15 protein-coding genes are annotated in these 12,929 nt (G+C 67.7%); 9 read left to right on the top strand and 6 right to left on the bottom strand.

Annotated elements, in window-relative coordinates; all coding sequences use genetic code 11:
• Positions 1 to 43: 43 nt before the first annotated feature.
• A complete protein-coding gene (locus BW38_RS12710; protein WP_032975902.1) occupies positions 44 to 283 on the bottom strand; it encodes a helix-turn-helix transcriptional regulator in 240 nt (79 codons plus the stop codon).
• A gap of 7 nt (positions 284 to 290) precedes the next feature.
• Positions 291 to 809 (bottom strand): hypothetical protein, encoded by a 519-nt coding sequence (locus BW38_RS12715; protein ID WP_152543296.1) that lies wholly within the window; start codon positions 807 to 809, stop codon positions 291 to 293.
• A 50-nt stretch (positions 810 to 859) separates the two neighbouring features.
• On the opposite strand from BW38_RS12715, the gene BW38_RS12720 reads away from it, so the two are divergent.
• From BW38_RS12720 to BW38_RS12730, 3 genes are all read left to right on the top strand, one after another.
• Positions 860 to 2,200 carry a retropepsin-like aspartic protease gene (locus tag BW38_RS12720; RefSeq protein ID WP_032975899.1) on the top strand — a complete coding sequence of 447 codons (1,341 nt, stop codon included), beginning with the start codon at positions 860 to 862 and terminating at the stop codon, positions 2,198 to 2,200.
• Positions 2,201 to 2,371: 171 nt separating this feature from the next.
• Entirely contained in the window at positions 2,372 to 2,815 is a 444-nt protein-coding gene (locus tag BW38_RS12725; protein WP_032975898.1) for a hypothetical protein, read from the top strand.
• Positions 2,816 to 2,840: 25 nt separating this feature from the next.
• A complete protein-coding gene (locus BW38_RS12730; RefSeq protein WP_032975897.1) occupies positions 2,841 to 3,347 on the top strand; it encodes a PaaI family thioesterase in 507 nt (168 codons plus the stop codon).
• A 5-nt stretch (positions 3,348 to 3,352) separates the two neighbouring features.
• Here BW38_RS12730 and BW38_RS12735 read toward each other — a convergent pair whose 3' ends face one another.
• The 3 genes from BW38_RS12735 to arsH all read right to left on the bottom strand — a co-directional run bounded on the left by BW38_RS12735 (position 3,353) and on the right by arsH (position 6,994).
• Positions 3,353 to 5,095, bottom strand: a complete 1,743-nt coding sequence (locus BW38_RS12735; RefSeq protein WP_032975896.1) for a GGDEF domain-containing protein — start codon at positions 5,093 to 5,095, stop codon at positions 3,353 to 3,355.
• Between the two features lie 55 nt (positions 5,096 to 5,150).
• Positions 5,151 to 6,176: an AI-2E family transporter gene (locus BW38_RS12740; RefSeq protein ID WP_032975895.1), complete on the bottom strand. Its 1,026-nt coding sequence runs from the start codon at positions 6,174 to 6,176 to the stop codon at positions 5,151 to 5,153.
• Between the two features lie 86 nt (positions 6,177 to 6,262).
• Positions 6,263 to 6,994, bottom strand: a complete 732-nt coding sequence (gene arsH / locus BW38_RS12745) for an arsenical resistance protein ArsH (RefSeq protein ID WP_032975894.1) — start codon at positions 6,992 to 6,994, stop codon at positions 6,263 to 6,265.
• A 17-nt stretch (positions 6,995 to 7,011) separates the two neighbouring features.
• On the opposite strand from arsH, the gene BW38_RS12750 reads away from it, so the two are divergent.
• The 4 genes from BW38_RS12750 to BW38_RS12765 all read left to right on the top strand — a co-directional run bounded on the left by BW38_RS12750 (position 7,012) and on the right by BW38_RS12765 (position 9,480).
• Positions 7,012 to 7,341: a metalloregulator ArsR/SmtB family transcription factor gene (locus tag BW38_RS12750; protein WP_032975893.1), complete on the top strand. Its 330-nt coding sequence runs from the start codon at positions 7,012 to 7,014 to the stop codon at positions 7,339 to 7,341.
• Positions 7,342 to 7,356: 15 nt separating this feature from the next.
• Complete coding sequence (locus BW38_RS12755; protein WP_025873932.1) at positions 7,357 to 7,863, top strand: arsenate reductase ArsC; 507 nt, start codon at positions 7,357 to 7,359, stop codon at positions 7,861 to 7,863.
• A 14-nt stretch (positions 7,864 to 7,877) separates the two neighbouring features.
• Positions 7,878 to 8,900, top strand: coding sequence for an ACR3 family arsenite efflux transporter (gene arsB, locus BW38_RS12760; RefSeq protein ID WP_032951566.1), 1,023 nt, complete (start codon positions 7,878 to 7,880; stop codon positions 8,898 to 8,900).
• A 187-nt stretch (positions 8,901 to 9,087) separates the two neighbouring features.
• Positions 9,088 to 9,480, top strand: a complete 393-nt coding sequence (locus BW38_RS12765; protein WP_025873933.1) for a DoxX family protein — start codon at positions 9,088 to 9,090, stop codon at positions 9,478 to 9,480.
• Positions 9,481 to 9,519: 39 nt separating this feature from the next.
• Here the strand turns inward: BW38_RS12765 and BW38_RS12770 are convergent, their stop codons facing one another.
• Entirely contained in the window at positions 9,520 to 10,527 is a 1,008-nt protein-coding gene (locus tag BW38_RS12770) for a LacI family DNA-binding transcriptional regulator (protein ID WP_025873934.1), read from the bottom strand.
• 95 nt (positions 10,528 to 10,622) lie between these two features.
• Between BW38_RS12770 and BW38_RS12775 the strand changes: the two genes are divergently transcribed.
• Together BW38_RS12775 and BW38_RS12780 are read left to right on the top strand one after the other, a co-directional pair.
• Positions 10,623 to 11,675 carry a sugar phosphate isomerase/epimerase family protein gene (locus BW38_RS12775; RefSeq protein ID WP_032975892.1) on the top strand — a complete coding sequence of 351 codons (1,053 nt, stop codon included), beginning with the start codon at positions 10,623 to 10,625 and terminating at the stop codon, positions 11,673 to 11,675.
• Between the two features lie 26 nt (positions 11,676 to 11,701).
• Positions 11,702 to 12,919: a nucleoside permease gene (locus BW38_RS12780; protein WP_032975891.1), complete on the top strand. Its 1,218-nt coding sequence runs from the start codon at positions 11,702 to 11,704 to the stop codon at positions 12,917 to 12,919.
• Positions 12,920 to 12,929 lie beyond the last annotated feature (10 nt).

Raw genomic sequence — 12,929 nt, 5'->3', positions numbered from 1 at the left:
TAGGCAGCAGCGCGTGCGCCACCGATGAACATGCGCCGCGCGCTCATTCTTCATCGCCGGGGGCATCGCCCTCGGCGTCCGGGTCGTAGACCAGCAGGTCTCCGGGCTGACACTGCAGGTACTCGCAGATCCGCGCCAGCGTGTCGAAGCGCACGCCGCGCACGCGCCCGGACTTGAGCAGCGACAGGTTCGATTCGGTGATGCCCACATGCTGCGCCAGCTCGCGCGAGCGCACCTTGCGCAGCGCCAGCATGACATCGAGGCGGATGACGATGCTTCCCATCGGCGCCTCAGATGATCGAATGATGGTCGTCCTCGTACCGCGCTGCGGCATCGAGGAAGCGGGCCACCAGCCACAGTACCAGGGTCACCAGCACGGCCAGCAGGTCGGCACCGTCGATGGACAGGCGCAGCTGGCCGTGCGCGCTGGCCGACAGCAGTGCGCCCAGCAGCGGCGCCAGTACGCCGTTGACCAGCACCGCCAGCAGCAGCAGACCGGCAAAACGGCCGAAGCGGCGGCTGCCCTGCAGGGGGAAGAGGCGCTCGATGCGGACCTGGCCCAGCAGCTGCGCCAGCTGCCACAACGCTGCGGCCACCAGTGCCGCCTGCGCCAGCGCCAGCGTACCGGCCCAGGCCAGCGGCAACCCACCCGCATCCATTTCCGCCTGCACCGGCGCGGTGCTGCCCAGCCACGTATTGGCCAGCGCTGCCACGGTCAACAGCGGCGCCATCAGCACGCCGGCCCACGCCACCCAGCGCAGCCGGCGCGCGGCCTGGACGAGACGCCTTGATTTTTCTGATTCGCGCATAGTAATTTCTGTTTTACAGAAAGTTTTTACCCATCCACAGGATACTTCGGATGACTGCACATTCCAAGCTGCCGCGCGCCCGCGCCATGTCGGTGGCAGCACTCTGCCTGCTGCTGTCCCTGCCCTGCTGGGCGGGCCCGCTCTCCGCCGATGATGCGCGGGAGCGCCTGCGGGAGGCGGCCGACGGCAACCTGTCTGCGTTGGCCGATGCCACGGCCGTGCTGCCCGCGCCGTGGCCGTTGCTGGCACAGGCACGGCAGGCAGCGGCGCAACTGCATGAGCGGCAGGCGATCAGCCTGGCCGAGGCCTTCATTGCCCAGCGCGGCGGTGGCACCTGCGATACCGCGCTGGCGCAGCGGGTCATCGCCGATGCGGCTTTCGCTGCGGCCGACTACGCGCGCGCCGCAGCCGCGGCGCAGGCATCCCTGCACGTGTTCGAACGCTGCCCTGCCGACCGCGATGCAGTGGAGGGAAGCCAGACCCTGGCGACACTGGCCGCTGCACTGGCAAGCGCGCCGCCGCAGCGCGTGCAGCAGTTCACGCCTGCGCCCACGGCATTCGCGCGCGACAAGGTCGGCCTGCCGCGCGCATCGGTGCTCATCAACGGCCGTGCGCAGGAATCGGTGCTCGATACCGGCGCCAATCTATCGGTGATCTCCTCCAGCACTGCGCAACGGCTCGGCCTGCAGATCGGCGACGAGGCCGCGGTGGGCAGTTCGAGCCGGCGCACCGTGGCCACCCGCGTGGCCATCGCCGACCGCCTGCAGTTGGCCGGGCTGGACCTGCGCAATGTGGTGTTCCTGGTGCTGGACGATGCACAGCTGGACATGCCGGTGCCCGGCGGCTACCACATCGACGCGATCATCGGCTTCCCGGTGCTGCGCGCGATGGGCCGGATCCGCTTCGGCGGCGATGGCCAGCTGCAACCGCAACCGGGTGCCGGCGCGGCCGACCTGCCCCGCAACCTGGCGCTGGCGGGCAGCGATCTGTTCGTCGACGCACGCATCGGCGGCATCGAGGTGCCCATGCACCTGGACAGCGGCGCCAGCAGCTCGTCCCTGTCGGCCCATTTCGCCCGCGCACATCCGCAGGTGCTGAAGGACCTGGCGGTAACGCGCCAGCGCCTGGCCGGCGCCGGCGGCAGCAGCGAACGCGCAGTGGCACAGTGGCCACAGGTGACGGTGCAGATCGGCGGGCAGCGCGCGATGCTGCCGTCGCTGGCGGTCACCCTGCAGGATCCAACCGAGGTGAGCGTGCGCAACCAGGGTGTGCTCGGCTGGGATGTACTGGCCGCCTTCCCAGCCTGGACCCTCGATTTCGATCACATGCGGCTGGAGCTGGAAGGCATCAGCACGCGTGAAGCCGCAACGTCGGTCACAACACCGTTGTGATGCAGCACGCAACACGCTGCGCGCGTTAATTCCGGATGCAGAAAGGGCCGTGATCGGCGCGACACGCGGCTAACAGGGCGCCGTTCAAGAATCGCACGGCCATGTGCCAGCCAGGGGATGCAGCGCCTGCCTTGGCCATCGGTTCCCTCTCGGCATCGGCATGGATGGCACATGGACCTGTTCGCCTCGCTCGCGTTCGGCAGCTACCTGCTGGCCTTTTTCATCGTCGCGCTGTTCGCGGCCGCCTACCTGAAACGCTCGGAGTTCATGCCCTACCACGGTGAAGCGGTCGGGCTGGCCTGGGGCGGCGTCCCACCGCGCATGCAGGTGCTGCTGATGGCATTGATCAAGGTGGTCGGCGCGGGCTGGATCGCGCTGGCCGGCGCAGGGGTGATGCTGGCCTGCCTGATCTTTTTCGGTGGTCACTTCGCGCTGCCACAGCTGGTCGCCTTCCAGCTGTTCTGTCTGCTGGCCACGTTGCCACCGGTCGCGGTCGCATCCGGCGTGCGAAAGCGCACGGGTGCCAGGACGCCGGTCTCTGCCGGTGCGGCCGTGGTCGCGCTGTGCTGCATCGGATTCCTGCTGGCCCTGCTGTCGCTGCTGCAACCTGCCTGACCTCCCCCACACCGAGGTTTCCCGCATGAATCCCCAGTCCCTGCTGTACAGCGTGATCAACGGCGACCTTCCTCCGTCCAAGGCCGGCCTGCTGCTGGGGTGGCGTTTCATCAGCCACGATCCCGCACAGGACCAGATCAATGTCGAGTTCGATGCCAGCACAGCCCTGACCAACCCGATGGGCAACATCCAGGGCGGCTTCCTGTCGGCGATGCTGGATGACTGCATGGGCCCGGCGATCTACGCAACGCTGCCGCCCAACCGGTTGGCGGTAACGGTCGAATCAAAGACCAGTTTCGTCAGTCCCGCCCGTCCCGGGCGCATCATCGGCTGGGGGCAGATCGAGCACAGCAAGGGCAGCATCATCTTCACCCGCAGGCGCCTGACCTCGCCCAGCGGCCGCTTGCTGGCCACGGCCAGCGCCACGTTCCGCGTGGGGGCGATGCGCTGGCGCGGCCTGCCGGTGCCCAGCACCGTGGCCCGGCACATGGTCGGCCACATCCTGCGCAGGGCGCAGGCGGACAATGGCTGACCCGCTCAGCGCGCGGCGCGTCCGCTGCCCGCCACCTGCAACCGGTCGCGGCCCAGCGCCTTGGCCTCGTACATGGCGGCGTCGGCGGCACGCACCAGCGCGTGCCAGCCGATCGGATCAAGCGCGCCCTGGGCAACACCGAAGCTGGCCGTGACCCGCAGGATGTCACGGCTGCCCAGCACGATGTCGTGCGCACGCAATGCCACCCGCAGCGACTCGGCCAACCGCCGGCCACTGGCCAGATCACCATCGGCCAGCAGCACCAGGAATTCCTCGCCGCCGTAACGGGCGATGCTGTCGTTGCGGCGCAGATGGCTGCGCAGCAACTGCGCCACCTGCACCAGCACATCGTCGCCGGCCGCATGCCCCTGGCCATCGTTGATCGCCTTGAAATGGTCCACGTCCAGCAGAATCACCACCGCCTGCGTGCTTCCCGCGGCACGCCGCTGTCGTACCCGTTCCTCCAGCGAGCGCCGGTTCAACAGGCCGGTCAGCTGATCGGTATCGGCCAGCTCGCGCAGCTCACGGGTCAATGCCGAGCGCTGGTGCGACTTCGCCCGCAGTACCTCGATGGCATCGAACAGGCGCTGCATTTCCGCCATCGGGTGGGTGGCATGCTGCTCTGCACCCGGCGTTTCCGAGGCGATCTGGATCACCTGCGCCTGCGCCTGCAGCAACGGCCGCAGGATCTGCACGTGGGCGATGCGCAGTGCCAGCGCAAGCAGCAGCAGCGTACCCAGCACGGTGGCGCCCAGCACGGCCAGGCGTACCGCTTCCTTGTTGCGGGTGTGCTGGAAGCGCGCGATCGAAACGCCGAGGTAGCCATCACGCAGCGCTTCCAGCGATTGCAGGGTGGGCACGTAGCGCGCGGTGAACTCGGCCGCCGTCCAGGGTGGCGGTACGCCGCGCCGGCCATCGTCGATCAGCTGTTCCACCATCGGCAGCGACTGGCCGAAGAACTGCCGGCGCGCCATGTCCCAGTGCAGGGACAGCGCCGGCTCGCTGCGGAACACCGATTCATGGCTGGCGGCCAACCGCCACAGCTCCAGCAGGCGGCCCTCGGTCTGCTGCGCGGCGCGTACCTGCGACTCCCGCCACGCGCCGGGCACGGCCAGCGGCGCCATCACGTTGGATGCCAAGCGGCCACCGTGCTCGCGCAGGTCGATCAGGATCTGCCCCTGCATGGCAGGAATCGCGGCTTCGCGATCAGCCGCGACCAGATCGCTGATCTGCACCGAGGTCAGCGCCTGCAGCCGGTCGTACACCGCGAACATGTTGTTGATCGCGTGCTCCACCTCCTCTGCCGAGCGCTCGCCTCTTGGCAGCGCGGCCACCCGGTCGACCGCGGCGCGCGCAGTCTGCAACCGGCGCCGCGCTTCGTGCAGGCGCGGTGTTTCGTCCACCACCCGCGGGTCGTTCTGGAACACGCTCTGCAGGTGCTGCGTCGCTGCGTCCACCCGCTGCCGTGCGACCGCCAACTGCGCGGCCAGTCGGCGCTGCTCCTGCACATCGGTGCTGTCGGCGCCGAGCAGGCTGTTGGCCGGTCCACGCTCGGCCGACACCAGATTGGCCAGTTCGAAGGTCTGCCGCAGTTGCTGCAGGCTGACCAGGTTGGCCTCGGCTTCGGTGTAACGCTGCGTGCCCTGCACCAGCGCGATGGCCATCAGCGGCAGCGTGCACAGCACGAACAGGCCACCGAGGATCCAGAGCCAGGTCTGCAGTCCGTTTGGCGATGCCCTGCGGCCCATCGATGTGTCCCCTGGCGTGCGGATCAGTGTAGCGCTCTGCCCGGGTGAAGGCGGGTCAGATCCAGCGCTGGTCCACCAGTTCGCGCTTCACGTAGGCGTAGAACACCGGCGCGGCTACCAGCCCGGGCAGGCCGAAGGCCGCCTCCATCACCAGCATGGCCAGCAGCAGCTCCCAGGCGCGCGCCTGGATCTCGCCGCCGACGATGCGCGCGTTGAGGAAGTACTCCAGCTTGTGGATCACCACCAGGTACAGCAGCGCAGCCACGGCCACGTAGAACGACACCGACAGCGCGACGATGGCGATGATGGTGTTGGAGATGATGTTGCCCACCACCGGCAGCAGGCCCGCCAGGAAGGTGATCAGCACCAGCGTCTTCGACAACGGCAGGTGCACGCCGAACAGCGGCAGCACGCCCAGCAGGAAGATGGCGGTGAACACGGTGTTGAGCAGCGAGATCTTCACCTGCGCGAACACCACCTGGCGGAACGCGGTGGCCAGGCGGCTGGTGCGGCCGATCAGTTCCTGCGCCAGCGGCCCCATCTTCGGCAGCGGCAGTTCGTCGTACAGCGCGATCATCGCGCCCAGCACCATGCCGATCAGCACCCGCACGCCCACCTGCACCACCGATGTGCCGGCCACGCCCAGCTGGCGCTGGTGCTCGGCGGCCCATTCGTTCACGGCGGCGCGCAGCGCCGTCAGATCCTCGGGAATGTAGGGCTGCAGCAGGGCCGGCACCTGGTGGCGCGAGGTGTTGAGGATGTCCATCAACCGCGCCAGCAGCACGTCCGGGCCACCGGTCTCGTTGCGGAAGAACGAGGCCACGCCGATACCGGCCAGCACCAGCACGCTGATGATCACCGCCGAGAGCACGATCACCGCGATCGCCCGCGCCCGGCCGGGACGCAGCTTGCCTTCCACGGTGGAGGCCAGCACATGGGTCAGCTGGAACACCAGCAGGCCCGACAGCAGGGTCACCACCAGGCCAAGCTTCAGTGCCAGCCACATGCCGAGCAGCATCATCAGCCAGGCGGCGATGCGTGCGGCGGGAGGCCTGGGCAGGGTCGGGATGACGAGGGACATCGGGGCACATCCTGGTGGGGTGGCCCATGGTAGTGGATTGAGGTGATGCGCCCGCGCATGCGCGTTCCTGTGGCGGTCGCGTGCCGTCAGCGTGCGGCCACCGCGCCTGCCGCACGCGCCAATGCGACCGCCTCCTGATCACCCTTGCGCTCGCTGTAGCGATCCACCAGGTAGTCCGCACGATCCCGCGTGAGCAGGGTGAACTTGACCAGTTCCTCCATCACATCCACCACCCGGTCGTAGTAGGCCGAGGGTTTCATCCGCCCGTTCTCGTCGAACTCCTGCCATGCCTTGGCCACCGAAGACTGGTTGGGGATGGTCAGCATGCGCATCCACCGCCCCAGCACGCGCAGCGTGTTGACCGTGTTGAACGACTGCGAACCGCCACTGACCTGCATCACCGCCAGCGCCCTGCCCTGCGTCGGGCGCACGCTGCCGTCTTCCAGCGGCAGCCAGTCGATCTGGTTCTTGAACACGCCGGTGACCGTGCCGTGGCGCTCCGGGCTGATCCAGACCTGGCCTTCGGACCAGTGCGACCACGCGCGCAGGCGCTGCACTTCAGGGTGATCTGCGCCGACGCTGTCGAGCATGGGCAACCCATGCGGATCGAACACCCGGGTCTCGCAGCCGAGGTGGCGCAGCAGGCGCTCGGCCTCCAGCGCCAGCTTGCGGCTGAACGACTGCGGGCGCAGCGAGCCATACAGCAGCAGGATCCGCGGCGGGTGTGCGCGGCCGGCGCCCAGCAGGGTCGGGTCGGGCTGGGGAAGCGAGGCTTCGACCAGATTCGGAAGGGTGGCGCTTGCGATGGATTCATTCATTCGACTATTCTAGAAATATGGAAACGAAGAATGCAATCACCGCCCTTACCGCCCTCGGCCATGCCACCCGCCTGGCCGCGTTCCGGCTGCTGGTCGAAGCCGGCCCGGCCGGACGCATGGCCGGTGACATCGCCGCCGCCCTGCAGGTGCCGCCGGCCACGCTCAGCTTCCACCTGAAGGAGCTGCTGCAGGCCGGGCTGGTCGAGAGCGAGAGCCAGGGCCGCAATGTCTGCTACCGCGCCAACTTCAGCGCGATGACCGGCCTGATCGACTACCTCACCCACAACTGCTGCGCAGGCTCGCCCGATCCTGCCTGCAGCCCCACCTCCCCTGATTGCGCCTGCTGACCGGAGATCTGCTTCGTGACCACCCAACGCGTCCTGTTCCTGTGCACGGGCAATTCCGCCCGCAGCGTCCTTGCCGAAGCCACGCTGCGGGCGTGGGCCGGTCATCGCTTCGAGGTCTTCAGCGCCGGCAGCCAGCCCACCGGCGAGGTCAATCCGTTCGCACTTGCGCAATTGCAGGCCGAGGGCATTGCAACGGCGGGCCTGCGCAGCAAATCGTGGGACGAGTTCGCCGACGGCGCGCCGATGGACCTGGTGATCACGGTGTGCGATGCCGCGGCCGCCGAGGCATGCCCGGTGGTGTTCGGCGATTTCGTGCGCGCGCACTGGGGCCTGCCTGATCCGGCCGCCGTCGATGGCAGCGCGGAGGACAAGGCGGCTGCATTCGCGCAGGCCCATGCCATCGTCAAGGCACGGTTGCTGGCCCTGCTGGCATTGCCCGCAGCTACATGGTCCGACCGCGGGCCGTTGAAGGACGCGCTGGATCGCATTGGCTTCGTGCAGCCCGGGGACGGCCAGGCGTGAGCGCACCACCACCGATGGGATTGTTCGAGCGTTACCTGACCCTGTGGGTGGCGCTGTGCATCGTGGCCGGCACCCTGCTTGGCCACGCGCTGCCGCAGCCATTCGCTGCGCTGGCGTCGGCGGAGGTGGCCAAGGTCAACCTGCCCATCGCGGTGCTGATCTGGCTGATGATCATCCCGATGCTGCTGCGCGTCGATTTCAGTGCGATGCGCCAGCTCGGCCAGCACTGGAAAGGCATCGGCGTAACGCTGTTCATCAACTGGGCAGTCAAGCCTTTCTCGATGGCGTTGCTGGGCTGGTTCTTCTTGCGCCACGTGTTCGCCGACGCGCTGCCCGCCGCGCAGATCGACAGCTACATCGCCGGGCTGATCCTGCTGGCAGCAGCGCCCTGCACCGCGATGGTCTTCGTGTGGAGCAACCTGTGCCGCGGCGACGCCAATTTCACCCTCAGCCAGGTGGCGTTGAACGACGCGATCATGGTGGTGGCCTATGCACCGGTGGTGGCGCTGCTGCTGGGCCTGTCGGCGATCAGCGTGCCATGGGACACGCTGCTGCTGTCGGTGTCGCTGTACATCATCGCGCCGGTGCTGGTGGCCGCACTGCTGCGGCGCTGGATGCTGGCCCGTCGCGGCCAGGCTGGCCTGCAGTCCGCGCTGCGCACGCTGGGCCCGGTCTCGCTGCTGGCCCTGCTGCTGACGCTGGTGCTGTTGTTCGGTTTCCAGGGCGAGCAGATCGTTCGGCAGCCGCTGGTCATCGCCATCCTGGCGGTGCCGATCCTGATCCAGGTCTACTTCAACTCCGGGCTGGCCTACCTGCTCAACCGGCGCCTGGGGGTTGCCCACTGCGTGGCCGGTCCCTCGGCGCTGATCGGCGCCAGCAACTTCTTCGAACTGGCCGTGGCCACCGCCGTGGGCCTGTTCGGCGTGCATTCCGGCGCGGCGTTGGCGACCGTGGTGGGCGTGCTGATCGAAGTGCCGGTGATGCTGTCGGTGGTGCGCATCGTCAATGCATCACGCGGCTGGTACGAGCGGCGCTGAGGCAAGGACGCACCGCGCAGGTCGCCCAAGCTGCCGGCGCCATCGCTCTCAACATCCACTTCACCCGTGATGGGATTCGATGGCCGGACAGGAGCTCCTGCTGCAGCGCCCGGTCGGTTGGGCAAGGGCATACCGCCCTGCATGGTTGTTGATCATCCCCCGCCCTGCCCACCCTGAGGACGTTGCCGTGGACACATCACTTCACTCCCTTGCGAAGCTGGCCGCCCGCGTATTGCTGATGCTGCTGTTCCTGGTATCGGGCCTGGGCAAGCTGTCCGACCCGGCGGCAACACAGGGCTACATGGCGGCGATGGGTCTTCCCGGCATCCTGTTGTGGCCCACCATCCTGTTCGAGATCGGCACGGCCCTGTGCATCCTGCTCGGTTTCCAGACCCGGGCAGTGGCAGCGGTGCTCGCCGCCTTCAGCCTGGTCACGGCCTTCATCTTCCACCACCAGCTCGCCGACCCGGTGCAGCAGATCATGTTCCTGAAAAATCTGGCCATCGCCGGCGGCTTCCTGCTGCTGGCCTGCAGCGGGCCTGGCCGCTTCAGCGTGGACGCCAGGCGCGGCAAGCCCTGAGCCGGGCAAAGCGCGGCATCCCGCCGCCCTGCCCTTGCCTCAGCGACCCTTGGGCGGGGCCGTCGAACCCCGCAGCATCACGCTGAAATCCAGCGTCTGCTGAAGCGGTACATCGACCTGTTCGATGATGGCGAGCAGCAGGTTGACCGCGCGCTCACCGATCTCGCGCATCGGTTGCCTGATGGTCGTCAACGGAGGCGTGAGGTAACGCGATGACGCCAGGTCGTCGAAGCCGACGATGGAGACGTCATCCGGCACGCGGATGCCCAGGTCACGGCAGGCTGCCAGCGCACCCAGCGCCATCTGGTCGCTGAAGCAGAAGATCGCGGTGGGTGCGGTTGCGGGCGGCAGCAGCGCCATCGCGGCCGCATGGCCGGACTCCACGGAAAAGTCACCCGGCACGACGCTGAGGTGGCGCAGGCGGCCACGCGCCCTGCCGGCGGCGCGCACGCCTTCCAGCCGTTGCGTGTGCAGGGGATTGTCGGGCGGTCCGCCCACCACAGCGATCCGCTCGTGCCCCAGTCCGTACAGGTGCTCCATCACAGCGCGCGCGGCGGCCGCGTTGTCGATGTGGACGCTGGGGATGCCCAGCGCGGGATCGAATTCGCATCCATTGACCACCGGTGCAGCGGTACCTCGTTGCTGGACAATTTCGCGCGCCGTCGGCGGCAGGCGATGCCCCAGCACGATCAGACCATCGGCCTCGTTGCGCCGGAGCATCTGCGCGTAGCGCTCCTCGCGCTCGGGCAGGTTCTGGGTGTCGCCCAGCAGTACGGCGTAGCCAACGGCCTGCGCCGCATCCTCCGCGCCCTGCAGGATCTGCGCGAAGAACGGGTTGGCGATGTCCGGCACGGTGACCAGGATCTTGCCGCTGCGCTGGGTCTTGAGTGTCCTGGCCACCGTGTTGGGCACGTAGCCCAGCGCAGCAGCGGCCTGCTCGATGCGCGCGCGAGTAGCCGGCAGCACTTTGTCCGGCCGGGAAAGCGCTCGCGACACCGTGCCTGCGGAGACGCCGACGTGCCTTGCGATGTCGTAGATGGTGGCCATGGCGCTACCTCTTCCTTTCGCTGTGCAGTGCACAACGGGTCTTTCGAATGCCCCTGCTAGGATAATGCAATCGATTGCATCGAGGGCGAATCAACGTGAAGACGCTCAAGGGTCCAGCGCTGTTCCTGGCGCAGTTCATCGGCGACACACCTCCCTTTGATCGGCTGGACACGCTGGCCAGATGGGCCGCGGGGCTGGGCTATTCTGGCGTACAAGTGCCGACCAGCGCGCCCCACCTGTTCGATCTGGCCGAGGCGGCGCGCAGCCAGGCGTACTGCGACGATGTCAGCGGCATGCTGGGCGGACATGGCCTGCAGATCACCGAGCTGTCCACCCACCTGCAGGGGCAGCTGGTTGCCGTCCATCCGGCCTATGACAGCCTGTTCGACGGATTCGCGCCGCCGGACAAGCGTGGCGATCCGGCCGCCCGCCAGGCCTGGGCGGTGGAGCAGCTGCTGCTGGCCGCCAAGGCCAGCCAACGCCTGGGGCTGACCGCGCATGCCACATTCTCCGGCGCACTGGCCTGGCCTTACTTCTATCCCTGGCCGCAGCGGCCACCCGGGCTGGTGGACGAAGCCTTCGCCGAACTCGGCCGACGCTGGCGCCCGATCCTGGATGCCTTTGACGCCTGCGGCGTGGACCTGTGCTTCGAGATCCATCCCGGCGAGGACCTGCATGACGGCGCGACCTTCGAGCGCTTCCTCGACGTGGTGGACCACCATCCCCGCGCGAAAATCCTGTACGACCCCAGCCACCTGCTGCTGCAGCAGATGGACTACCTCGGCTTCATCGACCGTTACCACGATCGCATCAGCATCTTCCACGTCAAGGACGCGGAATATCACTCCAGTGCCAGTAGTGGCGTGTATGGCGGCTACCAGGACTGGATCGATCGTCCGGGCCGATTCCGATCACTCGGCGATGGGCAGATCGACTTCAAGGCGATCTTCTCGAAATTCGCCCAGTACGACTTCCCCGGCTGGGCAGTGCTGGAATGGGAGTGCTGCCTGAAGCACCCGGAAGACGGTGCACGGGAAGGAGCCACCTTCATCCGCGACCACATCATCCGCGTGACCGGACGCGCCTTCGACGACTTTGCCGACAGCGGCACCGATCCCGGATCACTGCGCCGCATGCTCGGGATCTGAGACATCACTGCCTGGGAGGGCAAGCCATGACGCACACCATGTCGCGCTTGGGCGCGATGATGTTTCTGCAGTTCTTCATCTGGGGGGCATGGTTCGTCACCCTGGGAACCTATCTGGTGCAGGGCCCGCTGCAGGCCAGCGCAAGCCAGGTGGCGACGGCCTTCCTCAGCCAGTCCATCGGTGCCATCGTCGCGCCTTTCCTGGTTGGTTTGATCGCTGACCGCTACTTCGCGGCGCAGCGCATCCTTGCGGTCCTGCACCTGGCTGGCGCAGTACTGATGTGGCTGGCGTCCACCGCAACCAGCTTCAGCATGTTCTCCGCCTGCGTCATGGGCTACATGCTGCTGTTCATGCCGACGCTGGCACTGGCCAACAGCGTGGCGATGCGGCACATGCAGTCGCCCGAGAAACAGTTCCCGCTGGTGCGGGTGGCCGGCAGCGTCGGCTGGATCGTGGCAGGCGTGCTGATCGGCTGGCTGGGCTGGGAACAGGCGCATCGGCTCGAGCTGACCTTCCGGATGGCGGCGATGGCGTCGCTGGCGCTGGGCCTGTACGCGTTCACCCTGCCGCACACCCCGCCGCTGGCACGGCAGCGCGACGCCGGCCTGGGACAGATCCTGGGGCTGGATTCGCTGCGCCTGCTGAAGTCACGCTCGTACCTGGTGTTCTTCCTTGCGTCCATCGCGATCTGCATCCCGCTGGCGTTCTACTACAACTTCACCAACCCGTATCTCAACGATCTGGGCGTGCGCGGCGCGGCGGGCCTGCAGTCGCTGGGACAGGTCTCCGAAGTCCTGCTGATGCTGGCCATGCCGTTCCTGTTCGTGCGGCTGGGGGTGAAGACGATGCTGGCGGTGGGCATGGCCGCATGGGTCGTGCGTTACGTCATGTTCGCCTTTGGCGATGCGGGCGGCGGCTTCTCGCTGCTGGTGATCGGCATCGTGCTGCACGGCATCTGCTACGACTTCTTCTTCGTCACCGGCCAGATCTACACCGATGCGCATGCCGGCCCGGCCGCGCGCAGCAGCGCGCAGGGATTCATCACCCTGGCCACATATGGCGTGGGCATGCTGATCGGCACGTTCCTGTCCGGCGCGGTGGTGGAGCACTTCACCACTGCAGCCGGTCCGGACTGGCAGCAGATCTGGCTGTTCCCGGCAGGGGTCGCGCTGCTCGTGCTGATCGCCTTCCTGCTGCTGTTCCGCGACCGGCCAGTGGTTGCGGCCGCACCTTCCACGCCCTGAGGACCCTACC

It is taken from the genome of Stenotrophomonas sp. RIT309 (genome assembly GCF_000632045.1).
Taxonomy (GTDB): Bacteria; Pseudomonadota; Gammaproteobacteria; order Xanthomonadales; family Xanthomonadaceae; genus Stenotrophomonas; species Stenotrophomonas indicatrix.
Note: the sequence above shows the minus strand (reverse complement) of the source record. Positions and strands in the feature narration are given on the sequence as shown.